The sequence below is a fragment of the Candidatus Poriferisocius sp. genome (assembly GCF_965208475.1).
Taxonomy (GTDB): Bacteria; Actinomycetota; Acidimicrobiia; order Acidimicrobiales; family Bin134; genus Poriferisocius.
Window position 1 is genome coordinate 2,425,886 of the sequence record NZ_OZ242338.1, and the last position, 22,964, is coordinate 2,448,849.

24 protein-coding genes and 1 pseudogene are annotated in these 22,964 nt (G+C 66.8%); 8 read left to right on the top strand and 17 right to left on the bottom strand.

Annotated features, from left to right (window positions below; all coding sequences use genetic code 11):
• Window positions 1–135: 135 nt before the first annotated feature.
• The 3 genes and pseudogenes from ACOGXA_RS11370 to ACOGXA_RS11380 form a co-directional block, all read left to right on the top strand.
• Window positions 136–345: pseudogene (locus ACOGXA_RS11370) on the top strand (ribonuclease HI); the annotation flags it as partial.
• Between the two features lie 2 nt (window positions 346–347).
• The gene (locus ACOGXA_RS11375; protein WP_419927057.1) at window positions 348–566 is read left to right on the top strand and encodes a hypothetical protein; all 219 of its coding nucleotides are present in this window, start codon (window positions 348–350) and stop codon (window positions 564–566) included.
• A gap of 162 nt (window positions 567–728) precedes the next feature.
• Window positions 729–1,997, top strand: coding sequence for an IS256 family transposase (locus ACOGXA_RS11380; RefSeq protein ID WP_419926974.1), 1,269 nt, complete (start codon window positions 729–731; stop codon window positions 1,995–1,997).
• A gap of 16 nt (window positions 1,998–2,013) precedes the next feature.
• Here ACOGXA_RS11380 and ACOGXA_RS11385 read toward each other — a convergent pair whose 3' ends face one another.
• The 10 genes from ACOGXA_RS11385 to ACOGXA_RS11430 all read right to left on the bottom strand — a co-directional run bounded on the left by ACOGXA_RS11385 (window position 2,014) and on the right by ACOGXA_RS11430 (window position 11,796).
• Complete coding sequence (locus tag ACOGXA_RS11385) at window positions 2,014–2,979, bottom strand: hypothetical protein (RefSeq protein WP_419923988.1); 966 nt, start codon at window positions 2,977–2,979, stop codon at window positions 2,014–2,016.
• Window positions 2,976–3,371 carry a hypothetical protein gene (locus tag ACOGXA_RS11390; protein WP_419923989.1) on the bottom strand — a complete coding sequence of 132 codons (396 nt, stop codon included), beginning with the start codon at window positions 3,369–3,371 and terminating at the stop codon, window positions 2,976–2,978. The genes ACOGXA_RS11385 and ACOGXA_RS11390 overlap by 4 nt, the downstream gene beginning before the upstream one ends.
• Before the next feature lie 93 nt (window positions 3,372–3,464).
• Complete coding sequence (locus ACOGXA_RS11395; protein ID WP_419923990.1) at window positions 3,465–4,046, bottom strand: hypothetical protein; 582 nt, start codon at window positions 4,044–4,046, stop codon at window positions 3,465–3,467.
• A complete protein-coding gene (locus ACOGXA_RS11400; protein ID WP_419923991.1) occupies window positions 4,046–6,619 on the bottom strand; it encodes a hypothetical protein in 2,574 nt (857 codons plus the stop codon). The genes ACOGXA_RS11395 and ACOGXA_RS11400 overlap by 1 nt, the downstream gene beginning before the upstream one ends.
• A complete protein-coding gene (locus ACOGXA_RS11405; protein ID WP_419923992.1) occupies window positions 6,620–7,888 on the bottom strand; it encodes a hypothetical protein in 1,269 nt (422 codons plus the stop codon).
• A 593-nt stretch (window positions 7,889–8,481) separates the two neighbouring features.
• Window positions 8,482–9,168, bottom strand: coding sequence for a hypothetical protein (locus ACOGXA_RS11410; RefSeq protein WP_419923993.1), 687 nt, complete (start codon window positions 9,166–9,168; stop codon window positions 8,482–8,484).
• 270 nt (window positions 9,169–9,438) lie between these two features.
• On the bottom strand, window positions 9,439–9,705 hold the full coding sequence (locus tag ACOGXA_RS11415) for a hypothetical protein (protein ID WP_419923994.1): 267 nt from the start codon (window positions 9,703–9,705) through the stop codon (window positions 9,439–9,441).
• A gap of 475 nt (window positions 9,706–10,180) precedes the next feature.
• Window positions 10,181–10,951, bottom strand: a complete 771-nt coding sequence (locus ACOGXA_RS11420; protein WP_419923995.1) for a M15 family metallopeptidase — start codon at window positions 10,949–10,951, stop codon at window positions 10,181–10,183.
• A 188-nt stretch (window positions 10,952–11,139) separates the two neighbouring features.
• Window positions 11,140–11,484, bottom strand: coding sequence for a type II toxin-antitoxin system RelE family toxin (locus ACOGXA_RS11425; RefSeq protein ID WP_419923996.1), 345 nt, complete (start codon window positions 11,482–11,484; stop codon window positions 11,140–11,142).
• A 6-nt stretch (window positions 11,485–11,490) separates the two neighbouring features.
• Window positions 11,491–11,796, bottom strand: a complete 306-nt coding sequence (locus tag ACOGXA_RS11430) for a hypothetical protein (RefSeq protein WP_419923997.1) — start codon at window positions 11,794–11,796, stop codon at window positions 11,491–11,493.
• A 181-nt stretch (window positions 11,797–11,977) separates the two neighbouring features.
• Between ACOGXA_RS11430 and ACOGXA_RS11435 the strand changes: the two genes are divergently transcribed.
• Window positions 11,978–13,048, top strand: coding sequence for a nucleotidyltransferase domain-containing protein (locus tag ACOGXA_RS11435; RefSeq protein ID WP_419923998.1), 1,071 nt, complete (start codon window positions 11,978–11,980; stop codon window positions 13,046–13,048).
• Here ACOGXA_RS11435 and ACOGXA_RS11440 read toward each other — a convergent pair.
• A complete protein-coding gene (locus ACOGXA_RS11440) occupies window positions 13,045–13,266 on the bottom strand; it encodes a helix-turn-helix transcriptional regulator (RefSeq protein ID WP_419923999.1) in 222 nt (73 codons plus the stop codon). The two genes, ACOGXA_RS11435 and ACOGXA_RS11440, sit on opposite strands and share 4 nt — an antisense overlap.
• 359 nt (window positions 13,267–13,625) lie before the next feature.
• Window positions 13,626–13,883: a hypothetical protein gene (locus tag ACOGXA_RS11445; protein ID WP_419924000.1), complete on the bottom strand. Its 258-nt coding sequence runs from the start codon at window positions 13,881–13,883 to the stop codon at window positions 13,626–13,628.
• A gap of 531 nt (window positions 13,884–14,414) precedes the next feature.
• Between ACOGXA_RS11445 and ACOGXA_RS11450 the strand changes: the two genes are divergently transcribed.
• Together ACOGXA_RS11450 and ACOGXA_RS11455 are read left to right on the top strand one after the other, a co-directional pair.
• Window positions 14,415–14,750: a hypothetical protein gene (locus ACOGXA_RS11450; protein ID WP_419924001.1), complete on the top strand. Its 336-nt coding sequence runs from the start codon at window positions 14,415–14,417 to the stop codon at window positions 14,748–14,750.
• Window positions 14,751–15,070: 320 nt separating this feature from the next.
• Window positions 15,071–15,511, top strand: coding sequence for a hypothetical protein (locus tag ACOGXA_RS11455; protein WP_419924002.1), 441 nt, complete (start codon window positions 15,071–15,073; stop codon window positions 15,509–15,511).
• 104 nt (window positions 15,512–15,615) lie between these two features.
• Here ACOGXA_RS11455 and ACOGXA_RS11460 read toward each other — a convergent pair whose 3' ends face one another.
• Entirely contained in the window at window positions 15,616–15,831 is a 216-nt protein-coding gene (locus ACOGXA_RS11460) for a hypothetical protein (protein ID WP_419924003.1), read from the bottom strand.
• Between the two features lie 54 nt (window positions 15,832–15,885).
• On the opposite strand from ACOGXA_RS11460, the gene ACOGXA_RS11465 reads away from it, so the two are divergent.
• Together ACOGXA_RS11465 and ACOGXA_RS11470 are read left to right on the top strand one after the other, a co-directional pair.
• On the top strand, window positions 15,886–16,566 hold the full coding sequence (locus ACOGXA_RS11465; RefSeq protein WP_419924004.1) for a hypothetical protein: 681 nt from the start codon (window positions 15,886–15,888) through the stop codon (window positions 16,564–16,566).
• A 90-nt stretch (window positions 16,567–16,656) separates the two neighbouring features.
• Window positions 16,657–17,667, top strand: a complete 1,011-nt coding sequence (locus ACOGXA_RS11470; protein ID WP_419924005.1) for a nucleotidyltransferase domain-containing protein — start codon at window positions 16,657–16,659, stop codon at window positions 17,665–17,667.
• 76 nt (window positions 17,668–17,743) lie between these two features.
• Here the strand turns inward: ACOGXA_RS11470 and ACOGXA_RS11475 are convergent, their stop codons facing one another.
• From ACOGXA_RS11475 to ACOGXA_RS11490, 4 genes are read right to left on the bottom strand one after another with little or no spacing between them, the layout of a single operon-like run.
• Window positions 17,744–18,226, bottom strand: a complete 483-nt coding sequence (locus ACOGXA_RS11475; RefSeq protein ID WP_419924006.1) for a hypothetical protein — start codon at window positions 18,224–18,226, stop codon at window positions 17,744–17,746.
• A gap of 1 nt (window position 18,227) precedes the next feature.
• Window positions 18,228–20,480: an AAA family ATPase gene (locus ACOGXA_RS11480; RefSeq protein ID WP_419924007.1), complete on the bottom strand. Its 2,253-nt coding sequence runs from the start codon at window positions 20,478–20,480 to the stop codon at window positions 18,228–18,230.
• Window positions 20,481–20,490: 10 nt separating this feature from the next.
• Entirely contained in the window at window positions 20,491–20,700 is a 210-nt protein-coding gene (locus tag ACOGXA_RS11485) for a hypothetical protein (protein ID WP_419924008.1), read from the bottom strand.
• Window positions 20,694–22,964: a DEAD/DEAH box helicase family protein gene (locus tag ACOGXA_RS11490; protein WP_419924009.1), complete on the bottom strand. Its 2,271-nt coding sequence runs from the start codon at window positions 22,962–22,964 to the stop codon at window positions 20,694–20,696. Before ACOGXA_RS11490 ends, ACOGXA_RS11485 begins: the two co-directional genes overlap by 7 nt.

Consider the following 22,964-nt stretch of genomic DNA (forward strand, 5'->3'; position numbering starts at 1 on the left):
TCGCCAGCAATCCGGCACGACACCAGGGGAAACGCCCCCTGCTGCTACGCCCGGGCCAAATCCGCCGCCGCAACAGCAGCCGGTGACAAATATCTTGCTGTGAACGCTTCGAGCGCCGACAACAAGCCCGCAATCGTGTACACCGACGGCGTAGGCCGCGGCGACCCCGGCCCCGGAGGATGGGCCTGGGTCGTCCCCGACGGGCCCCAAGCATCAGGCAGCGCAGCCCAAACCGACAAGAACCGCATGGAGCTCATGGCCATACACCAGGCACTCAACACACTCCACGGGCCAGTCGAGGTGCATTGCGACTCCAACTACGTGGTCAACTGTTTCAAAGAGCAATGGTGGGAAAGCTGGATACGCCGGGGCTGGCGGAACAGCGACGAAAAACCCATCACCGCCGCGACCTATGGGCCCAGATCATCGAACAAACCCAAACCCGCCCCATCGCCTTCCACCGGGCCAAACCCAACACCGCCAACCCCGCCCACGACCAAGCCACCCGCCTAGCCACCCAAGCCGCCGACCAACAAGACACAGTAGAAGAACAATCGCTGTTCTAGCCCCGTCGCGGCAAACTCCAGGCGGGTCTGTCAGACCCTGTCCGGTCAAGCGCTGGTCACAGCTCTAGGGACTGTCAGAAATTTTGTGTATCGGGCGTGATCTGAGGGTCCGCGGTTTGGTGCTGCGGACCGGGAAGGATCATGTCTATGGGTGATCAGGATATGCCGGCGGTGCCGGCCAACGAGGCTGCCGATGAGGCGGCGATGCAAGACTGGGCTGAGCTTTTGGTCGAGCGTGCCCGCTGTGAGGGCGTGGAGCTGACCGGCGACGGCGGGCTGTTGACGGGGCTGGTCCGCCAGGTCCTCCAGACCGGGTTGGAGGTCGAGATGGCCGACCACCTGGGCTATGAGCGCCACGCCCCGGAGGGCCGCGGGACCCCGAACTCGCGCAACGGCTCGTCGCCCAAGCGGGTCACCACCGAGATCGGCGAGATCGACCTTCGGGTGCCCCGCGATCGTGCGGGGACCTTCGAGCCGGTGACGGTGCCCAAGCACCAGCGCCGCTTGGACGGCCTGTCGGGCAACGTGATCTCGCTGTATGCGAAGGGGCTCACCACCGGGGAGATCCAGGCGCATCTGGCCGAGATCTACGACACCTCGGTGAGCCGGGAGACGATCTCGAAGATCACCGACGAGATCGTCGCCGACATGGCGGCGTGGCAGAACCGCCCGCTCGACGCGGTGTACCCGGTTCTGCTGATCGACGCGATCACCATCAAAGTCCGCGACTCCCAGGTCGCCAACCGGCCCGTCTATGTCGCCATCGGCGTCGATCTCCAAGGCGAACGCGACGTCTTGGGCCTGTGGCTGGGCCCAACGGGCGGCGAAGGGGCCAAGCAGTGGGCGGCCATGCTGGGCGAGCTCCGCAACCGGGGCCTGGCCGACGCGTTGATCGTGTGCTGCGACGGCCTAAGAGGCCTGCCCGAGTCGATCCGCGCCACCTGGCCCGACGCGGTGGTGCAGACCTGCGTGGTGCACATGGTCCGCAACAGCCTCAGATACGCCTCCAAGACGCACTGGGGCCCGATCACCAAGGCCATGCGGGCCATCTACACCGCCCCCACCACAGGGGCCGCCGAGGCGCTCTTCGAGGCCTTCGCCGAAGACTGGGAGGGCACCTACCCGGCCATGATCCGAGCCTGGCGACAGTCCTGGGACGAGTTCACACCGTTTTTGGAGTTCCCCGCAGAGCTGCGCCGGGTGGTCTATACCACCAACGCCGTCGAGAGCCTCAACGCCCGGTTCCGAAGAGCCGTACGGCACCGAGGGCACTTCCCCAACGAGCAGGCCGCCATGAAGATCCTCTACCTAGTCGCCACCGCCAAGCGCAAAGGCCGCGAAAACCTCACCGGCAAGACCAACGGCTGGAAGGCCATACTGAACACGCTGACCGTCCACTACGGCGACAGGATCGCCGACCACATCACATGAAAAACATCACGGCCGGTTACACAGAAAATCTGACAGGCCCCAGCTCTATGTCGATGCCGCTCGCCGGGGTGTGTTCGGTGGTTTCGAGTTCGGGTGTCTGGCGTGTGTGGTCGGGGAGCATTCGGGTTCGGTCGTGGAGGGCTTGGAGTGTCTCGGCGGCGGCGCAGAGGAGGGGGGCTTCGGTGTCGGTTGCGCGGTAGCGGCGGGTGGTGGTGGCGGTGAGGGTGATCTCGGCTGTTTTGGCTCCGATGGGTTCTGCGGTGGCGGTTGCTGTGCCGTCGGCTCGGGCGGCTTGGCGGTTGCCGTTGGGCAGGGTGGTCAGCTCCACGTCGTTGTCGGTTTGTGCCGCGTCTAGCCGTTTGGGGTCGCCGAGGCGGCCGATTGACGCCGCGGCGGACAGGAGAGCGTCGAGGGTCTCCCTGTCGGCGCGGTAGCGCCGTTTGGCCGCGGTGGTCAGGCTGATTTCGACGGTCTTTTGGCCGACCCGCTGCCAGGTGGCTTTGGGGGGCGCGTCGGCGCCGGGGGCGGGGGTTGTCGCGGCAGCGTGTTTTCTTGTCGGCTTGTTGGGCTGGCGGGGTGCGCTGTTGGCGATGAGCCCCAGATCGACTAGTTCGTGGTATGTCTGTTTGGCGCGCTCTCCTAGTTGGCCGGAGGCTGCGGCCATGGTGATCTCGGGGCGGTCGCGGACGTAGATGGGGTCGCCGGAGGCCGTGCTCAGCTCGATCCACCACCAAGGCTTGTCTACTCCTTTGGCTCCTAGCGCTCTGCGGAGTTGCGCTTCGGGGATGCAGCCGGTTCTCCACGCTTCGGCGAGGAGGTCGCCGGGATCCCAGTCCCAGTCGGTGTCGGGCAGGTCGAGCTCGGGGGGCGGGCCGAGTTCGTTGGAGGCTTTGCGGACGTGTTCGATGACGCTGATGCCGTCGGAGAGCCACTCGGGCCGCGGCTGGTCGGCGTCGGCGGGGTCTGGCGGGGGCGGCGTCACGGCGCGGTGCCGGTGCGGGTGTGGCGGTGTGGGGCGGTTTGGCCGGCGCTGGGCTCTGCGGCGGCCATGAGGGTGATGTCCACCACCGCGATCCGTCTCACGCTGGTGTGGGTGCCGAGGGCTTCGATCCTGTTGTCAGGGGTGGCGGCGATCGTCCAACGCCAGCCGCACACCGGGCAGTGCCAGCTTTCGACGGCCATGTGCATCCTGGCCGCGCAGCTCTCGCAGTCTGCGCCCTGGGGCCGTCTGTGGGGCATCGAGCAGACCGCGGCGGCGTGTTCGCTTCGGGGCGGTTGCCGGCGGTTGATGTCGGTCATGGGGCAGGGGGGCAGAGCCGCCAGAGGCCACGAGGCGGCCTTGGGCTGGGGGTTGGGTACGCGGGCGCTGCCCATTTCCCTGTGATGCCGGCGGGCCCTGTGGGTTCGCCCTGGTCGCAGCCTGCCGCGGCCAGAAGCGCGCCGGCCAGGGCCGCGCCGGGGCACCCGTCAGTTGGCACTGAAGTCTTGGCCGTTGTCGATGGGCACGATCAGCTCGCAGGGCTCTTTGGGGTCGGCTCTGAGCCACCACACGTACCGGTAGCCGGGCCGCAGCACCACATGGGTGCCGTCTTTGAGGCCCAGCACCGTCGGCGTCGAGGCTTCTGCGAACCCCCAGAGAGCTCCGATGTCGATGCTCACCGACACCGTATGGTCCCCAGGGTTGTCCACAGCTGCGCGGGCGAGCCCCCAGCGGGTCAGCCCGTCCCAGACGAGCAGGATGAGCCCGCCGGTGAGCCCGGTCAGCACTGCCCACCAGTCTCCGGCCTGCGACTTCCAATACATCGCCCACACGAACAGCAGCGACGCGTACACGAGGTTGACCGCGGCGTAGATCGCCCGGCGGCGGCGCGTCCTGCGGAGGGCGGCGTGCAGGATCGCGGCGCACCCCGCAAGGATCGACCACATCACCGGGTCGGCCCATGCGCCGGAAGCCGCCGCGAGCATGGCCGCCAGCAGGGGAAGGGCGATGGAGAGCCGTATCCAGCCGGCCACGGGGCCCAAAAGCCCCGCGGGCCATGTGGTCCACATCACCAGATCGTCACCCTCTCCTCGGTAAGGTCGATGGCGGTCTGGAACCACGACACGTCGCTGTCTAGCTGCACGACGGCTGTGTCGCCCTGGTCGCTGATGTAGGCGACGTTGAGCTTCCACTCCCAGATGCCCTTGCGGGGGACTTCCCAGCGGCACGCCGCCCGGCGGGCCTCCTCGGTCGGCTCGCGGTCGCCCAGGGCGCGCCACACCGGCAGGTCGTCGTCGTCGCACCACACCGGCGCCACCCGGCGGGCGGGGGCGAACGCCGCGGCCCAATCGGCCTGCTCGCCGGCCGTCCAGCGGTCCCAGGTGGCCAGCGCGGTGGCCAGCGCAGTGGCCGCGCCGACGCCGGAGCGGGCGGCGAGCGCTCGCATCTCCGCGTCGCCGCCGCGGGCCGGGATCAGCTCGCGCATCTCGACGCGCACGCCGGTGGCCTCCCAGTAGCACTCGTGGCCGTCGCGCTGGTCGTTCACGTCGAGGGTGCCCCGGTTGAGCCTCGTGCCGTTCAGCGCCAGCCACATCCACGCCGGGTGGTGGGTGCCGCCCTGCACGTCCGACGCGGCGAGGGCGAAGGTGCCCCCGCCCGCGATCTCGGGGGTGGGCGGGCTGTGGCCCGCGCCGAGATACGACTCCCACCGCACCCTGCCCGCCAGCGCCGCCAGCCCGCCCGCACCCCAGCCCGAGTCGCACACCGGCACATCGGGGTCGGGGGTCACCGGCGGCGGGGGGACGGAGATGGGCACGCAGCCCGGCACCGAGACCGTGATGTTCTGGCCCGACGAGTTGTGGGTAGTGTAGGCGCGCGACAAGGTGTCGGGCAGCCCGGCCACGCAGCCCGGCACCGGCGGGTGGTCGGGCTCGCAGACCGAGCCGTGTTTGTGCTCGCCGGGGTCGGGCACGCAGCTGGTGTTGGTCGTCACGCAGCCCACGACGCTGACGGAGATGTTCTGGCCCGACGAGTTGTGGGTAGTGTAGGCGCGCGACAAGGTGTCGGGCAGCCCGGCCACGCAGCCCGGCACCGGCGGGTGGTCGGGCTCGCAGACCGAGCCGTGTTTGTGCTCGCCGGGCTGGGGCGTGCAGCTGGTGTTGGTCGTCTCGCAGCCGGGGACCGACACGGTGGTGTTCTGGCCCGCCGAGTCGTGGTTGGTGTAGGCGCGGGTCTGGGTGTCGGGCAGGCCGGGCACGCAGCCCGGCACCGGCGGGTGGTCGCGCTCGCAGACCGAGCCGTGTTTGTGCTCGCCGGGCTGGGGCGTGCAGCTGGTGTTGGTCGTCTCGCAGCCGGGGACCGACACGGTGGTGTTCTGGCCCGCCGAGTCGTGGTTGGTGTAGGCGCGGGTCTGGGTGTCGGGCAGGCCGGGCACGCAGCCCGGCACCGGCGGGTGGTCGCGCTCGCAGACCGAGCCGTGTTTGTGCTCGCCGGGCTGGGGCGTGCAGCTGGTGTTGGTCGTCTCGCAGCCGGGGACCGACACGGTGGTGTTCTGGCCCGCCGAGTCGTGGGTTGTGTACTGGGCGCTTTGGGTGTCGGGCAGGCCGGGCACGCACGACGGCACCGGGGGGTGGTCGGGCTCGCACACCCTGGGTCCGTGGTCGTGCTCGCCGGTCTGCGGCTGGCAGTCCCGCTGGACGCGCACCCACAGCCGCTCCCAGGTTTCGGAGTCGGCGTGGGTGTTCCAGATCTGTCGGCGGGCGAGGGTTGCGGGGCTCGGGGTGTGGCCGCAGTTGCTGGGCTCGCCCAGTCCGAGTCCACAGCTGCTGATGTCCCACGACACGATCACCCAGCCGCCCTCGATGAGTTCTTCGTTGCGCCACAGGTTGTGGTGCTCCCTTGCGGCCTGAGGGGAGCGGGCCTCGTAGCAGGCCACGTAGCCATTGCCCGCGAACATCGCCCATGTGCACTCTGGGCTGTGGAACGCGGGGGTCTCGATGGGGGTTGATCTGGAGCCCGCGCCCGAGGGTGGGAACGGCGGGGGCGACGCGTCGGCTGGTCTGGTCGGGCGCACCTGGGCTTGGCATGATCCCGGTGCCCAGTGGGCTGTGCCGGTGGGGGCCTGGTGGGAGTGCGTGCAGCCCGATCCTGCCCGGTCATAGGGGTAGTAGGTGTGGGTGTGCCGCACGAGCGCAGGCGGGTGGGTGTGGGGGATCTGGCCGGGGTAGGCGCAGGTTTCTTGGATGCCGTTTCCGTTGCCGTCGTGCGGGAACGTCTGGTGCGGCTCACCGTGGACGATGGCCGGATGCCCCGAGCAGTCGGTCACCGCGACCTCAGTGGGTGGTAGGGGCGTGGGCTGCGGCGTCGGGACAGGCGTCGGGACAGGCGTCGGGACAGGCGTCGGGACAGGCGTCGGGGCAGGCGTGGGTGCTGGGTCGGGGTCGGGCTCGGGCTCGGAGTCGTGCTGGGCGTTGTGGTACCAGCAGCCCGGGTCGAAGCCTTGGGGGGTGCATCGGTGGGCGACGGCGACCGGAGCGCCCTCGCCGACAGCGAGGTGTAGAATTCCGGCGAAAAGGCCCAGCAGCGTGGCCGCCGAGACGGCGCGGCGGACCGGGCCCGCCCCGGACCAAACCCGGATGCTCATCTAGCAGGGCCTCCAGTCATAGCGGGTGGACTGCCCGTTCTCGCCTATAGCGAGCCAGTAGATCTCGCGCAGGTTCTTCGCGGCGTACCGCTGAGAGTCGCACGGGTCGGCCGGGTCGCGATCGGGCAGGGGGCCTCCCGGCTGGCCGTAGGGGTTCGAGGCTGGCCTGGCGCACCAGTGCCGGACCTGTTCTGTGTCGCGGCCGGCATCGGCCAGCCTTGCCACCAACTCGTCGCATCGGGCCTCGAATGGGCGCAGCGGGTCGGGGTCGGTGCCCTCTGGTGCTGTCGGGCAGTCCCACATGGTGTGGGAGCGGTTGACCCCCGAGATGGTGCGGACGTTGCGGGCCAAAAGGCTCTCCAGCACGCAGGCCCGGTCCCTGCCGTCGAGCACGACGGGCCCCCACGCCTCGGACAGGTAGATGGAGCAGTCCCTGGCGCCCGCCTCGTGCGATGCCGCCGACTCGGGAACCCAGCCGCGGCGGACCATCTCCGACGCGTGCTCGTGGCGCTCGCGCATGCACTGGGTCATCCAGTCCAGCTCGGCTTGGCCCTCCCCGGCGGGCGGCCACGGGCTGGCCGTCTCGGCCTGCGACCACACCCGCTCGGCCACCGGCCGGCCGTGGCCGTCCCAGTGCCAGCCGGTGCCGCCGCCGCCCCACGCCTCCGCGGTCGGCTCAGGGGTGGGCAGCACCGGGGTCTCGGTCTGGTCCTCAGGGCAGTCCCAGCCGCCCGAGTCCAACTCGACGCAGCCCTCGTCGGGCTGGCCGATCCTCGACGGGACCTGCACTTCGGCCTCCACCGGCTCAGGCTCAGGCTGCGAGACGACGACCACCGGCCCGGCGTCGTGGGTGTGCTCCGCGTCGCCGAAATAGACGCAGGCGTCGTCGGCCCCGTCGCCGTCGGTGTCGGCGGGCTCGGTGTCGTGCGGCGCGCCGTGGACCACGACCGGCTCACACGCCAGCGGGTCGGCGGCGACCACCACCGGCTCCTGCGGGGGCGATGCCGGGGTTGGCGTCGCTGCGACAGCAGATGTCGGGACCAGCTCAGCTCGGGCCGGTGGGCTGGAGCCCGCGCCGGTCCCGCCATCCGCCTCTTCTGCCGCCTCGCCGGGTAGGGCCGGCTCGACGGCGGGCGAGAGGGTCGCTTCGGGCGGGCCGGGCTCGCCAGCGATTCCCGCGATCGGCTCGGCGGCGTCCTCCACGCCGCAGCCCGCCGAAGCGATTGCGATCGCCGCGGCGATCGCAAGTGTTCGAATACGAATCCCCATAAGGTCCTCCAAGAGTATATTGCAAGCGAGCGAAGAAACAATCATCAACGCATCGCGGCTTCCGTTGTCGTGCGGGATCCTCTGCCCCCTCTGGTGGCTACAGCTCGAAGCCTTGGAACACTGTGGGAGAGCTGCCCGAACCAGCGTACCCGTGGTCTGAGACAAGATAGTCACAGCATTGGAAGTTGCCGTTTATCAGGTATGTTGCGTCACACGCTCAGGAGAGCATCTTTCCCACCCGCCCCGACGACCAAACGGGTCAGCGGCGCAGCACGGCAAGAGAGCGAGCGGGCCGCATCGTCATTCAGCCGAGTGCGCTCCCTCAGTGTTTGCAAGCGAGCGGAAGTTTTGGGCGACTTAAGTGATCTGAGGCCGGAGCCCAAGACAGCCGACGCGGGCCGCCTCGCCGCGACCGTCCCGATGCGGTGTCACAACAGGAGGGCACCGGGCCTAACAGCGAGAGCTGGGCTGTCTAACCGAAGTTGAAAGTCGTCACGATGTCGTCGGCGACGAGGCATCGGAGAAGGTTCGGCGATGTTGCATCGTGGGCCTCTCGCCTGCCGGTGCTCGGGCAGAAGTCGGCTGCCGCGGGCTCAAGCGCGGCCGACGGCGCGGGTCCATTTCTGGTTGACGCACCACTTGAACCACTGGTCGAGGACGGCTCGGGCGTTGCCGGTGTCCTCGACTCCCATGTCGCTGAAGAACGCGGCCACGGTGCCGGGCCGATCATTGTTGGGTTTGAGCCTCTTTCGGATGCAGAAGTCGACCCACTCCTCGACCGTCTTGCTCGCCTGGCCCCCGGTGTCGCGGAAGTCCGACGCGCGAAGACGCCACCGCAGTTCTTCGAGCGTCTCCCCGGCGGCGTTCTTCCAGATCCGCCACCCCGACCTCGGTGCCTGGGCCGCGTAAGTAGCAGCCTCTGTCGGCGACCTCTCGACGTGGCCGTCGAAGTCGAACGATCCATCTTCTAGGATCACAGCGGAGTGCTCCTCGCCTGTCGACCGCATCGTCAGCCTTTCCCCCGCTCGGAGCATCCCGGCATCCAGCAGCGGGAGCACCGCGGCAACTCCCTTGTTCGTCGCGGCGCGTGTCTTCTCCGTCTGCTTGAGTACCCGACCCGAGTCCACCAGCCTTCCCACTTCCCCCTCCGAGCGGCCGACCAGCTTCGTCACAAGCTGGTCCACCTGCCTTGGGGTCAGCCGCACGCTCACCGTTATGCCTCCGCTGTCGAATTCCAACGATGTGCCGTCAGGCTCCTGCTTTACGGTGACTCCGCTCACCACCACCTCCGTTCAACTTGGAGAGCATTCCTCCTCAAACCCGCGCGGCTAGTGCGTTCCTGCCATACTTGCAGTGTACAGAGCAACTCCCGGATTTTCGCGAAACCGCTGTACTAGCACGATACCGACAACACACCGCATATGCCTCCTGTTGGTATTCCGCTCGCGCCTTTCTGTGGGGCCGCTTACGGTCATCCCGGGCCGCATTGCCGCAACCGACCCTCGCCGCGCCCCAGATCTGGAGAAGGCGACCCCGCCTCAGCCCCCGGCCTACTTGCCGCCAACCTCCTGGCAGCCGACCCCCAACGCCTCCCGCGCCGGTTGGGCGGACTCCCGGCAGTCAACTTCCGAGTCGGTACTCTGGCCGGTCGACGCCGACTGCTGCGAGATCAGTTGCTCCAGCAGGTCGTCAGCTTGGGAATGCGACAGCTCCACGCTCATCGAGAACCCGTGACTCGCCAAAATGAGCGATATCCCATCGGCCTTGTGCTCAACGTCAATGCGGCTCACCAGCGCCACCTCCAATTCACTGGGCACCTGCCTCTGTGCACACTCTGCGCACAAACGCCCGAAATGCTAGCTGCTTTTCGCTCGCTTGCAAGAGCGCCCTTGTAATTGCCTCAGCATTCGCTCGCAAGTACGGCAATAACTCTTTATATTTCAGCGGTGAGGCGATGCATGGCACCCATTGACCTAGGCATCGCGCATAGCCGTCGCAAGTGCCGAAAAGATACGCTCGCTTGCAAAGCACGATTTTACAGCAGAGTTTGAACCCGGAAACACTGTCGCCATAAATTGCACCCCTGAAGAGCTCGGCCTCGCAGAAAAGGCCTCGCGCGCCCTGGCGAGAACCCGCCGATCGCCGCCCGAACCACCCCAAAACGCCAACACAGCAGGCCCCCCCCGCCCAGCACAGGCACACCGCCCGCCATCACACGCAGCGACCTCCCTCCCAAACGGCGCGAAGGCGCGGGTTCCCGGCGGGGGGTGCGCGCCGTCGATCAGGGCGGCTTCAGTCCAGGCAGATTCCCGCTGAGCGGGTCCGCTCGAGAGGCGGGTGCTCCACGATGTCGTACAGCGCGGGCCGTCCCATCGCCTGGGCCCACACGTCGTCGCCGTGGGACCAGTGCCACCACTCCTTGTCGTAGGGCACGAAGCCTGCGGTCGACATGGCGTAGGCGAACCCGCGGCGCAACAGCCGCACACGGGCATCGGCGCCGGGGGCCTCGAAGGCGTGGACGGCGGCCTCTGCGTCGAACGAGTCGTAGTCGGTGCCCAGCGCCAGGGGCTGATCGAGCCACGACAAGGTGACATCGACGGCTCCGCCGGTGGTGTGCGGCGGGCGGCACCCGTCGTCTGACACCGAGGCCTCGAACCCGTCTTCGGCAGCGCCGTCGCCGTAGAAGCACACCAAGGCCTGCTGCTCGTCGGGAGACCGCCACGCGTCCAGCACGACCAGCGAGAACCCACTCGGCAAAAGCCGCTCGGCCAACAGCAGTCGCTTGGCCACATCAGAGCGCACCAACATCCGGCGCGCCCCCAAGATGCCCATCTGCTCATAGGCGTCGAGCACGTCGATGCCGCGCACCTCCACCAGCGGCTGCGGCGACCCCGCACAGCGCTGTCGCACCGCGGGCAGCCCGAACGCGGCGGGCATCAGCGGCAGATGCCGGCACCACCCCAGCCTCTGCTCGGGCACCACCTCCGGCGACATCAACAGCCCTCCCGCCGCCGCAGGCAGCGTCGAGGGCTTCTTCTCATGGACTACAGCATTCTTCGTCATGCGCCCATCCTGTGAAACCCCACCGGTCGCAACCGGTCGCAACTGCCCCGACCGGAGCCGCAACCGGTCGCAACTGCCCCGACCGGAGCCGCAACCGGTCGCAAGGGGCTGCGACCGCTGGCGAAGGCTGCTCGTGGGGGGTCTTCGAGTCTTGTGGGGAATCGTGGGGTCGGACTCGTCGGGGGCCGCTACTCGGTTGATTTGGGGTGGCCGACGTAGACGGCGGTCACCCACACTGTTTTGGCGTCGTCGTCGGGGCAGTACCAGATGCGACCGCCGGCGGTGACCTCGTGCTGCCATTGCTCCAGCACCTTGCCCTCCAGTTGCTTGGCGCCGAACTCTTTTCTGAGCCTGGCCTGGCGGCTGCTGTGGCGGCGGGGGTCGCGGGTGATGTCGTTCCACGCCCGCCGGGTGTTGGCCGAAGCGGTGTTGCACAGCTCGTCCCACTCGCGGGCGGCCTGGTTGCTGGCGAAGCGGATGTCCCATCCGCCCTTCTCCGGGGGCGGGGCCACCCGGTCTTTGCGCTTTGCCATCCGCGCTCAGGCGGCGGGAATGGGAACGGGCTCTCCCGACACCGCGGCAATGGGCTCGCTCAGGCGGCGGCGCAACTCGGGATCGGCCTGGGCCTCGGCGGTCGCCTTCCAGTCCCACAGCGCATAGGCCAACTGCGCTCGGCACTCAGCGCCGGTGTGGGCGGCGAGCGCTTCGCCCACCTCGTTGAGCATGGCGTCAATGTCGTCCTCGTCGAGGTGGGCCAGCCAGCGCAGCCCGTCCATCGACTCGATGAACTCCTCGGTCTGGGAGCGGAACGCCGCAGCTCCTTTTCGGGCGTGCTTTGTGCCCATTGCCAGCCTCCATGCGCGGTACGCGGTGCAAACACCCTACCCGCACCAACCAACAATGTCAGACCACACCACACCGGCCTCAAACCGGCCCCGCTTCGACCAGGTGCGCAACGACACCGACTGCCTGACCGCCCCCTGAAACCCGAGCCGGGCCCGCTGGCAGGCGGCGTAGCCTGACGCTGTGACTGCCCCCGATCACCTGTCGCCTTCTGTGGGAGACGCCCGCAGGGCCGCTGAGCGCATCAGCAGGGTCTTGGACCCAGCGGAGGTGCTCGTGTTCGGCTCGGTGGCGCGCGGCTGTGCGACGGCTGGCTCAGACGTGGACTTGGTGGTGATGTTCGACGATCTCGGCGACTACACGCAGCGCCGCGAGCTCGCCCACCAGGCCCGCACTGCCGCGGAGCAAGCAGCCGGGTTCGCGTGCGATGTGCGGGTGACCGACCGAGCCGAGTGGCGCGTCCGTACCACACAGTGCCGCTCCAGCTTCGAGGCCCATATCGCCTCCTGTGCCATCACCCTCATGTCCCGGCCACCCAAGTCGCCCATCGACTGGGACAAGAAGATCGGCAAGCCCGCAACCGACGAGCAGCAAGCGGTCGCGATCCTCGCGAAGGCCACTCACTCGCTCATCACAATCCTGGCCTACCTGCGCCCGTCTCCCTCTGAGGCCGACGCCCTCGCCGAAGACGACACCGACCTCGCGCACCAAATGCAACACAGCCGGCTGCTCAGCGTCTGCGAGCACGCCCAGATCGCCATGGAAACCTCGCTGCAAGCCCTCATCTGCCCCGCCGAGCACCCCATCCCGAAAGCGCCCGCAGCATCTGCGGCCTCATCGACGCCGCCCGCCGCCATCTCGACCCCGCCCAAGCCGCCCTCATCGACGCCACCTTGGGACCGCTCACCCCCGACCAGATTTCAATATGGCGGCACACCAGCACCTACCCCGCTACCCCGCTGCCCGGTGCCGACCCCAACGCCGCCACCCCCGAGTTCGCCGCGCAGATGGCCGCAGCAGCCGTCCAACTCGCCGCCACCGCCATCTCTCTCATCGAACAAGCCCTCGGCCACCAGCCCGCCCAAGCCCAACAGGCGCTGCGACGATGCGCCAGCATCGAACAGCAGCTACCGGCCCAGGGCCGTGAGGGTCGAGAGCATCCTCTCCGCGGTTAGCAGAAGGCTCGCCGTGGCGGATTCTTGTAGATGCCCGGCGGTCGGGCAAACGACCTGCCGCGCGCAACCGGCGGTCTAGGCGGCGGGGCGGTCGCCGGTGGCGCGGGGCCGGGTGGCGAGCCATTCGTCGATCTCCGATGTGGGCCAGCGCACGGCCCGCCGGCCGACGCGGACCGGCTCGGGGAACAGGCCCTCGCGCATGAGCCGGTAGATCGAGCTCGTTGACAGACCGCAGCGGGCCTCCACCTGCCGGCGGGTCAACAAGATGTCGTGCTGTTCTCGAATGTTGGTTTCCATGCCCGCCACTATGCGACACCCCACCGGTCGCAACCGGTCGCAAACCCCTGAGACCGGCCGCGGCCGGTACGTCCTGGGGTTTTGGCCGCTGAACAGGCTACGAGTGAGCGCATTCGACTTCACACACGCCGCGTCATGCCTGTTGTCCCGGCCGAGTGCTCTCCCGAAGCTCGCTCATTCTGTCTCCCTCAGCGCCCGACCAGAGAGCAGACCAACTGTGAGCATGATGTGGGGTGCCGTCTGGCTGGTCTTGTCAACGCGTCGGGGCCAGAAATGAAGTCGGAGCTTGTCAGGCGGTGTGCAGGCATCGCCGGGTTCGTTGTGGGGGTGGCCAGCCTGTCCGATTCGGCGCTTTCAGGTTATTCGGTGGCTTTGGGGTGCCTGGTGGATGCGTAGGCCACCCAGACGGTCTTTTCCTCTTCGTCGATGCAGTACCAAATGCCGGCTGAGGCGCCGACCTTGTACTGCCACTGGTCCAGTACTTTGCCCTTGACGGTCTTCGCCGCGAGGCTTCTCCCGATGAGCCTGCCCTGCCGGCTGCTGCGCCGGTGGGGGGTTTGCCTGGATCGCCACCAGCGCCCTCTCAGCGTTGTCCCGAAACTGCCAGGACAACTCATCCCACTCCTTGGCCGCGCGGTTGTCCGCGACTCGCACGTCCCATTCGCCGTCCCCGCCGATGGACTCGCCTCGACGGGTCCGGGCCGACTATGAGACCTTCAAGTAGGAGGCGCACCAGCCCTGCTAGCGGCCCTCGGTCATCTACTCGGACTGCTCCGGCCAAAACGGGGCGTTCCCGTTCGCAGGGACCCCGTCTCGGCGGCGGCACACCATCTCTGGGACAGGGGCGGGGCTGGCGGGTGACCGATATCCACGCCGTAGACGACGGCGAGAAGGGCAGAATCAAAGCCACCGTGCTTATCGGTGGCGAGTTGACGCCGAAGGATGACGACAAGCTGATTTCAGCCATCCAGTACAGAATTGACGACAAGCACGAGCATGGCCAGGGCGCTGATTGGCTTGCAGTGGGGATCGACGGGCCGCCAGCTGGTCTGCACCTTGCCCTGTCTGGTGCCCTGCTTCGTCGCGTTGGGGCAGTATTGTCGGCGGCACTGCCCCCGTCACTAGGCAGGATGCCAGCGAGGAGAGGCATGACTTCGCCTGATGACGAACCAGTGGCTGGACCAGTGGCCGAAAACTCAACCGCTGAGCCGAACGGCGAGAGTGGTTCTCTTCTTGACGAGGCGCGGGCAGAGCTCGAAGCAAAGGCCCCAGAGCAGACAGACGGAATATGGCTGGAGGAGTTGACTGCGAGAGTCGCCCCCCACATCCGGGACTGGAATATCAGCGATTGTTGGCGCTGGTCTGAGTGGCCCGACCGAGACGATGTGATGCCCGAGGGCACGCCTCCCGTCGATGTCGGAATTGACCTTGTGGCCCGCCGCCGCGACGACGGCAAGTGGGTGGTGAGGGGGACCCGGTTGTGAGTCCAGGCGTTATGGGTGTGTTGGTTTGTGTTGTTGGGTCCAGTGGTCAGCGTAGGCGGCGGGGGTGAGGCCGGCGAGGGATTGGTGGGGCCGGACTGCAAGACGACGTCCCCGAGGGCCGGTTCGCCGCCGTCTCAACAGACGAGTTGGTCTCATGCGCGCTGCGCGTAGACGGCGGCGCCCAATGCTGGGGCAGCCTCGAATACGGCACCCCCGCCCACCGCGGTGTTCCAGTGACAGTGCCTCAAGGAGCCTATGCCGCGATCTCGACGGGAGGTTTCTTTTGGTGCGGGATACGCGTCGGTGGGGCCGTGGAATGCTTGGGACGTACTGGCGGCAGCTACTCGTTCGGTTGGTGGAGCGTCCCCGAGGGGCGGTTCACCGCCATCTCAGCAGGCGAGGTCGGCCATGCGTGCGGGACACGCGAAGACGGCACCGTCGAATGCTGGCAAGGCGACAACAGGTTAGAAGCATTCCTTCCTCCGGGCTTCACGCTCAGAAGCCCGCGCCTAGACGCGCCCGACGGACGGTTCACCGCCATCTCAGCCGGGCACTACCACTCGTGCGGGATACGCGAGAACGGCACCGTCGCGTGCTGTGGACAAGACCGATTCGGCGAGACCGATGCGCCCCAGGGCCGGTTCACCGCCATCTCAGCCGGAGAGGGCCTCTCGTGCGGGATACGCGAGGACCGCACCGTCGAATGCTGGGGATGGACCACCAAGCTGCCGAACCAGCCCTCGTTCGTCACCTGGGTCTGAAAACCCCGCTCATCTGGCCGCGCCGCGCCCGCGCCCCAAAGGCTCCCCACAACGCCGATAGTGTGGAAAGGGCTGGCGGGCACCAACCCGCCGAATACCAGCCGTCAGGTGATCAGGAGGCGGCCGCCATGCCAGAAGGCGAAGTAACCGCCTTGGCGGTGCCGGTCCATTTCTGCGCCGAGAACGTCGTGGACCTGGCGAACTTGATCCGCGAGGGCTGCAAGCAGGTCGGCCTGCAAGTCTCGGACTCCGATGTGCTGTTGGCCTCCAGCATCGTCGTGGGCGGCCAGCCCGTCTCGGTCGGGAGCAGATGACCGCACGGCCCGAGTTGCCTATGGGGATCTAAAGGGTCTGCGGGGCCGTAGGGTTTGCCTGTGTACTCTGCTGATGTGCCGTCGAGGCCGGAGTTGCTCGTCGAGGCCGGTGCGGTGTCTCACCTGTGGTCAGTCGATTGGGAGATGATGCTCGAAGCGGTCTACGGGGATTGTCCCCGGCGCATCTCCGGGCTGGCCGCGTTCGCGATGGCGGGAGCGGCGTTGATCTGCGAGCCCGAAGTCGCAGTCGAGGCCCGCATCGCGGCAGACACCTCCGGCTTCGGGTTCGCATCGAGGCGGGAGAGCCCCCGCACCCTTTTCGTCGGGGCTTTCCAGCTGACCGAGCACACATGGGTATCGACCCCCGCGAGGGCGGTCTTGGAATGCGCCCAGCACCCGGACCGCTACCACCGGTACGAGGAATACCTCGGGCGCATGCTGGCCAACCGCTTCGACGTGTGCGGTCCCGCCGAAGTAGTTGAGATGGCCAACACGCTCGGCTGGCGGGCCGGCTTGCGGCGGCTGTCGTCTATCGCAGACAAACTGGGCCGATCCGAAACCGCCAGAACCGAGGGATACGACGTGGACCCCGACTGGGCGAACGCCGCCGCCTCAGCCGATTCCAGCGACCGGCCCATAAAGCTGGTGCCCCGAGACACCAGAACCGGAGACACAGACCAAGCCCGGAAAGTCATCTGGAACACCACATTCGAAGGACTGGCCCAACTCATCTCCACCTAACCCCACCCGAACCGCGCGAAACCCGGGGACCGCCATGCCCCCACAAAACGCGGAGTGATCAAGCTCCGGGGCCGGGGGTAGGGTTGCGAGGTGGGTTCGGCGGCCGCTCAGGGGTCGGGGGCTCCGAACCTCGACGACGCCCGCCTGGTGGCCGCGGGGTTCGTTGAGCTGGAGGCGGTGCGCGTGTTGGCGTTCGGGTCGGTCGCGCGGGGCGACGCGTCGGTCGGCAGCGATATCGACCTGGTTGCGGTGTTCGACGACTTGGGCGACTACCGGTGCCGCCCAGACATCCAGCGACGCCTGCTGAGACGGGCCGGCGAGTTGTCGGAATGCGAAGTGGACGTGTGGGTCACCGACCGGGCCGAGTGGGCCCGGCGCACCACGGTGGTCTCCTCGTCGCTGGAGGCGGCCATCGCCGACGAGGCGGTCGTGGTGGCCGAACGCGGCGGGCACGCGGAAGCGGTTGTGGATTGGCAAAAGCCCATCGGGATGCCCCCAGACAACAGGTCTGAGGCGCTTCGCAGGCTGCGAGACGCCGTCAACGCCTTGGGCGAGGTTGAGAACTGCCTCGTCGACAGCGCCCGGGAGAAGCGGGCCGCAGCGGCGGGCGACGACCGGCGCCGCAGCCAGGCGCGCTATGAGCGGATGGCCGGCATCTGCTCTCACTCCCACAAGACCATCGAGAGCGCCCTCAAGACCGTGGTCTGCTTGGGAGGCGGGCGCTCCGAGCGGGCCTGCTCGCTGGCCGAGCTCGCCTCGAACATCCCCGACCGGTACCAAGACGTGGCGCGCCCGGCCATGAAACCCCCCAACAGCGCCGCGCCCGAGCAGATCTCGCTATGGAGCCGCGCCGGCCCCGGAATGGAGCAGCGGCCCCAGTTCGCCTTGGACCAGATCGAGGCCACCGCCGCCGAGGCGGCGCGCATCGCCTGCGACACCGCCCAAGCCCTAGCCCGACACTTCCACACAGCCCACGACTCCCGAACACTGGCCGCCGACATCGCCGACACCGCCCGACACATCCGCCACCGCCTCGACGAATCCCACATAGCACCCTCCGCCGCCCTTGACCGCCCCGGCGACATCTGCTCGGACCAGTAGCGAGATCCGGCAGATGGTGCAAGCTGCTCTAGGAGAGCCCCTTCGAGTAGCGAGCTAGATTCGACGCTCCTAGAGGCTAGTTGCGGGCGAGTCGGGCGTGGTTGTAGAGGCGGGCGGCGAAATTGAGCACGTTGTCGAGGGGGTTGAGTCGCAGGTCTCGGCTGTTCAGTTGATCCAGCACTACTGGGCAGCCTGCACCGGCGAGACAGTTGCCGACTTCGATGATCTGGGCGGGGTCGTCGATTCCGTCGTGCTTGTAGCCGAGGTGGTGGAAGGCGGCGACGGCGAGCACGTCGCACAGCGCTTCTGGCATCTCGACATCCCGGGTGTCCACGAATTTCCTTCCCCAATTGCTGGACGGCCCGTCGAGGGGTTCGAGGTCTTCTGTGAGGGCGGTGGCGATGCTGAAGGCCCAGAAATCGAGCTGGCGGCGGAACGGGGCCCGCTCGACGCTGGTGGACTGGTGCATTCGCACGAGGCGCTGTATGTCGTCTGTCGAGTTGTTGGGCAGCCTCAGGGTGTGGGCCTTCTGGGTTAGGAGCTGGGCGAAGTAGGCCACGTCAGCCTTCCTTTCCGTTGGCCCGCTGTGTCCATCCGGGTGCTCCTGCCTGTCCAGTGCGCTCACAGACGTTGCAGTGTTGGCGTGGGCCGCAGTGGCAAAGGAGGGAGACTTGGCGCTGTTGGGTCCAGTTCACGACATCGCCGCCGGCGCCGGCCTCGATGGCGTCCCATTGGCCGGTGAGGGTGTATGTGGCACCGGCGCTTTGGGCCACGGTCTCGACCTCCGAGAAGGCTTCGAGGTCGGAACCGGTGAGCAGCAGGATCGGCTGGTTGGAGTGCTCGGAGGTGACCTGCAACGTATTGCGCCGGACTGTTCCCGACATGAAGTTGAGCAGGGAGTCGGCGATAAGCGGGGCGCGGGTTTGCGATTCGATGCACAGGGCGAGCACGAACGACAGTGCCATGACTCGACGTGACGCGCCGTTGATCTGCACGGGCTGCATTGAGCGGTTGCGGTTGTTGAGGGCGAATATCTCGAACTTGTCTGTGCTGCCGTCTACTGGGCGGACTCCGACTTGGGAAATCATGCGGAGGGTGGCCTTGTTGGGCTGGGAGTCTGTGAAGTCGTCGTCGGAGACGTTGGCGGCTATCTGATGGAACAGGCGGTCCATTCTGTCCGACAGCTCGTTGACTTGTTTGTCCTCTATCGCTGAATAGCCGCTGTCGAGGATTTCGATGACGTACCCGGCTATTTCTTCGGAGGCCCGGAGGTCGGCTGCCGCTCGCTCGTTGCGCTGTCTTTGGTGGATGGTGTTGGCGAGCGATTTGATCTGCTGTTCTAGGGCGGGAAGCCGGCTTCTGTGGAGGTGGAGGTTCCCGGTGCAGGTTTTGAGCTGCTGTTGCACCGAGTCTCGCTTTTCTCTGATTAGCTGTATCTTGTCGTCGTCGATGCTGTCTAGTTTGGCGTTGATGTCCTTTTCCTCGTTCTTGAGGTCTGAAATATTGATGGCGAGTTGAGCCAGGTTGGCCGCATTCTTCTCTCGTCTGTCGTTCCATGTGGAGTTGTCTGCCGACAATTCAAGCGACCGGGCGGCTTCGTGGAGCTGATACAAGAAGCCTGCCCGCTCCGCTTGGGCGGCCGCCTTGTCGATACTCTCTTGGACTCTCACCCCGTGCTCGTTGTCTTCTAGGAGGGTTTGCCCGCAGACGCAGCGCCCGGACTCCATGAGGCTTTGGACGAAGGAGAGATGGGCAACGGGGATCTTCCCCTCGTCGTGCAAGGGCTTGAGGATGCCGCGGGTGTAAGAGATCGCAGTAGTCGCAAGTGAGGCCAGCAGATCGGTTGACTCCAGGTCTTCGGCGAGTTGGGCGGCGCAGTCGTTCCGGCTCTTGACAGCGTTGTCGTGTTGGTCTTTGCTCGCTTTGAGCCGTTTCTTTAGGTCGCCGTGAGAGCCTGATCGCTGGAGTTCCGCCACGAGCTCCTCCTCTAGCTGTTCAAACAGGTCGTTCAGTTCTGTTTCTCGTTCAGTCTCATTTCTTATCTTCGAATCCAGCTCTGTCTTTGCGGCATGTGCTTGGTTCAGTTCATCTTGAAGGTTTATGAGGCTTTGGTCGCCGATTGCCTTGGTTGCTCTCTTGCTGAATCTGCGGGCAGCATCCTCGACGCGGTTCCTCGCGCCCTTGAAAACGTCGATCCCAAGCAAGCTGGTGATCGCACCGGTGGTCTTTACCTGTACTTGTTGGCGGGGGATGGTCTTGTTCTCGCTGCCGCCCACGAAGTCGGTCGCCTCGTCGGTGTCCATCACAAAGAAGTCTCGAAGGCTCCACGGCAGGAGTTCTTCAATCACGGCATCTGGTCCCTTGTCGTGCGGATTCCAGGTTCCGTCAAGCTCTCTGACCATGAGATTGGCGTGTTCCTCTACGCGGCGAAAGTCCTGCTCATCGTCTTTGGCGGTGTCGACTCCGATGGTCTTGACGATTCGGTCCAGCCGGTACAGCGCGGTGTCGTTGTCGGTGCTGGTGTAGTAACGACTAGAGCCGTCGGCCTCGAACTCGATAGACACTCGAGTCTCTATGCCCTTCACATCGGGGTGCCACCATGCCGGGTGGATCGGAAAACGCGACGGTACTTCACCCGGCAGGCCCTTTTCTCCGTACATGCCCCAGCGCAGTGCGCGAAGAAACGTCGTCTTGCCCGAGCCGTTCTCCGCTCGGATGACGGTCAGCGGGCGCTCGGGATCGGTGGACGGCTCGACCACGATGTCTTCGAACAAGACGAAGTTCTCGATCTCTACGCGTTGCAGTATCAGCACGGCAGGCTCCTTAGCTCCGCAAGAGGTCCAGTGCAGCAGTTGTGATCATGTTCTCAATGTCTTTCCTCACCTCGATGGGCTTGATGCGGTGGCGGTCCTCGGTGTCGACGATCTTCATGACCAGCTCGATGAGCGGTTCGGCGCGCAGGCCGTTCTCGGTGGCGACACGGACGGCTTCGGTGGTGATCTCGTCAAGGATTCTGTCGTAGTTGCTTACCATCGACTTCCTTCCGGTGTTGCAGGCGCGATTATATGGTCGCCCGCAGACTCTAGGACCGGAGCGGCCCCGTTCGTCGGCCAGTAACTCTTCTCGACGCGGTCGAGGTGGGCGAGAACGCCATCGGCGCCAGTTGCGTTTCTGGCGTGGGCCGCGAACGAGTAGGCCCTTGACAACTCGCTCCGGACGATCTTCTTTAGGTCGTCGTCCGGTCTCCCTGCGTCTCTGAACAGGTCGGCAGGTGGGAGCGCGACGAAGTCGTGGAGAACGGCCCACGGCTTGCCGGGGTGGCGGCGCAGCACCCGGCCGCGCCGCTGCACCCACTCCCGCTCGACGGTGGACGACGCGACCAGGAACGCCTCTCGGATGCTGGGTATGTCCACCCCTTCGTCGAGGACTTTCTTGGCCAAGAGCACCTGAAAGCCGCCGACGGCGAACGTGGCCAGAGTCTTGTCGAGCTGTGCGGTGCTGGCGGTGGTCTTCTGGGTGACTGGCGCCCAGCGCACGTCGAGCCCGGTCAGCGTGCCGCCGATGTTGTCGAATTGCTCGGGGTTCTTGGCGGATGCGTAGACCAGGGCTTGAGTAAGCGACCGCGGTCCGCGGTGGCGCAGGACTGCTGATAGCAGCGGGATCTTTGATTCGGCTGTCTCGATGATCCGGCGCCGCCTGATGAGCAGGCTGGTGAGGTCGCGGTCGTCGTCTTTGTCGTTCAGGCGGAAGGCTAGGCGTCGGATTCGGTCGGTGAGTTCTTTGAACTGCTCGAGCTCGTCGCCGTCGAGGGTGGTGGCGTGTACGTAGTAGTCGTAGGGCACCAAGCAGAAGCCGATGGCCCTGTCAAGGCCGAACTCGTAGACCGGCGGGCCGAAGAACTCGAATATTTCCTCGGTGCCGTCGGGGTCGTACTGGCGCTCCGGCGTTGCCGACAGGGCGAGCCGGCGCTCGAAGAATTCGGGCTTGTTTGCGATGAAGCTCGCAGCCCCCAGCGTGTGGGCTTCGTCGCCGATCAGCATTGTGGCTAGCGGCCTAGAGGCGTTGTCGATGTGGCTGGCCACGGTGTTCTGGAATGCGGCGTCGCAGAGCAGATTGTTGGTGACCACTGCGATGTGGGTGCCGCCGCCGCTGAGGGACTGCAACAAGCGGGATATGGCGGTGTTGGTATGAGGGGCCAGGGTGGGGGTCGCGGCGTTGACGCCGAAGCGCCTGATCTCTTGTTCCCATTGGGTGATGAGGGGAACTGAAGGGGCCGACACCACGATCAGCAGGGGTGTGTCTCCGAGTCGGTCCTGCGCTCGGGTGGCGCAGACCAGAGCGGTGAGGGTCTTGCCGGCTCCGGTGGCCATTGAGATGGTGCCGCTTTCGGGATCGGGTTCTGATTCCCAAGCGGTGACGGCTTCTGCTTGATGGGAGTAGTCGCCGGTTTGCCATTCGAGCCATGCGGGGATGGCCAGCCGGGGCCGGTCTTGGCCCGCTGGGCGGCGGGCGAACCGATCTCGCAATTCCTCCAGGGGGTCGCGGGCTTCGACGGCCCATGGCGGCTCGGAAGATTTTCCGGCTGCTTGCAGGTAGTGGTCTGGGGTGGGGGCAGCAGCGGGGGCTGTTTTGATGATGTCGTCTCGCAGCGCGTCGGGCAGGTCCACTGTTTGCTCGATTCCCATGCTGATCCCCTGTTCCCAGTCGTCGAGGATGCCGATGCCGGTGGCGACGCGGTTGTGTCCCGGCTCGTTCCATGACACGTCCACGTCCATGTGCTCGACCCCGCCGCTCAGCCCGCGCCCGGTGGCGTTCGCCGAGCCCCTGACCAGCACCTGATCGGAGCCGTCGTCGAACAGCCAGATCTTGGGGTGGTAGTTGGAGTCGGGATTCGGCACGGCGACCCGCAACCGGAGCCGGTCGGCTGCGACCATCCAGGCCAGGCAATCCAGGGCGTGTTGTCCTAGGGCCGTGGCGTCCACCCGTCCCTCCACGAACACGTCGGCCACCCGCTGCGCGGCTTCTTCGACGGTCATGGCCGAGCCTTGCTCAACGGCGCGGCGTTCTTCGGGGAAGAATACTGGGGCGACGGTGAAGCGGATCGGGGCGGTATCTGGGCGGCTGAGGTACTCGGCCAGGCCGGGGGCGAGCCGCTCGATCCATCCTGCGGTGAACCAGCCGAAAGCGCCTCGAACCGATGTGGCCGACCGGAACCCGGGGATGAGCACTTTGGGGCCTATCGGTGCTTCGGGGAGCCGGTAAAGGCCGGGCTGGAGGCTGGACTCGTCGGCAAGCAT

Coding starts and splice junctions, on each gene's coding strand:
- ACOGXA_RS11380 (WP_419926974.1), top strand. CDS start 729: ATGCCGGCGGTGCCGGCCAACGAGGCTGCCGATGAGGCGGCGATGCAA.
- ACOGXA_RS11390 (WP_419923989.1), bottom strand. CDS start 3,371: ATGGGCAGCGCCCGCGTACCCAACCCCCAGCCCAAGGCCGCCTCGTGG.
- ACOGXA_RS11395 (WP_419923990.1), bottom strand. CDS start 4,046: ATGTGGACCACATGGCCCGCGGGGCTTTTGGGCCCCGTGGCCGGCTGG.
- ACOGXA_RS11400 (WP_419923991.1), bottom strand. CDS start 6,619: ATGAGCATCCGGGTTTGGTCCGGGGCGGGCCCGGTCCGCCGCGCCGTC.
- ACOGXA_RS11405 (WP_419923992.1), bottom strand. CDS start 7,888: ATGGGGATTCGTATTCGAACACTTGCGATCGCCGCGGCGATCGCAATC.
- ACOGXA_RS11420 (WP_419923995.1), bottom strand. CDS start 10,951: ATGACGAAGAATGCTGTAGTCCATGAGAAGAAGCCCTCGACGCTGCCT.
- ACOGXA_RS11425 (WP_419923996.1), bottom strand. CDS start 11,484: ATGGCAAAGCGCAAAGACCGGGTGGCCCCGCCCCCGGAGAAGGGCGGA.
- ACOGXA_RS11430 (WP_419923997.1), bottom strand. CDS start 11,796: ATGGGCACAAAGCACGCCCGAAAAGGAGCTGCGGCGTTCCGCTCCCAG.
- ACOGXA_RS11440 (WP_419923999.1), bottom strand. CDS start 13,266: ATGGAAACCAACATTCGAGAACAGCACGACATCTTGTTGACCCGCCGG.
- ACOGXA_RS11445 (WP_419924000.1), bottom strand. CDS start 13,883: ATGAGTTGTCCTGGCAGTTTCGGGACAACGCTGAGAGGGCGCTGGTGG.
- ACOGXA_RS11450 (WP_419924001.1), top strand. CDS start 14,415: ATGACTTCGCCTGATGACGAACCAGTGGCTGGACCAGTGGCCGAAAAC.
- ACOGXA_RS11485 (WP_419924008.1), bottom strand. CDS start 20,700: ATGGTAAGCAACTACGACAGAATCCTTGACGAGATCACCACCGAAGCC.
- ACOGXA_RS11490 (WP_419924009.1), bottom strand. CDS start 22,964: ATGCTTGCCGACGAGTCCAGCCTCCAGCCCGGCCTTTACCGGCTCCCC.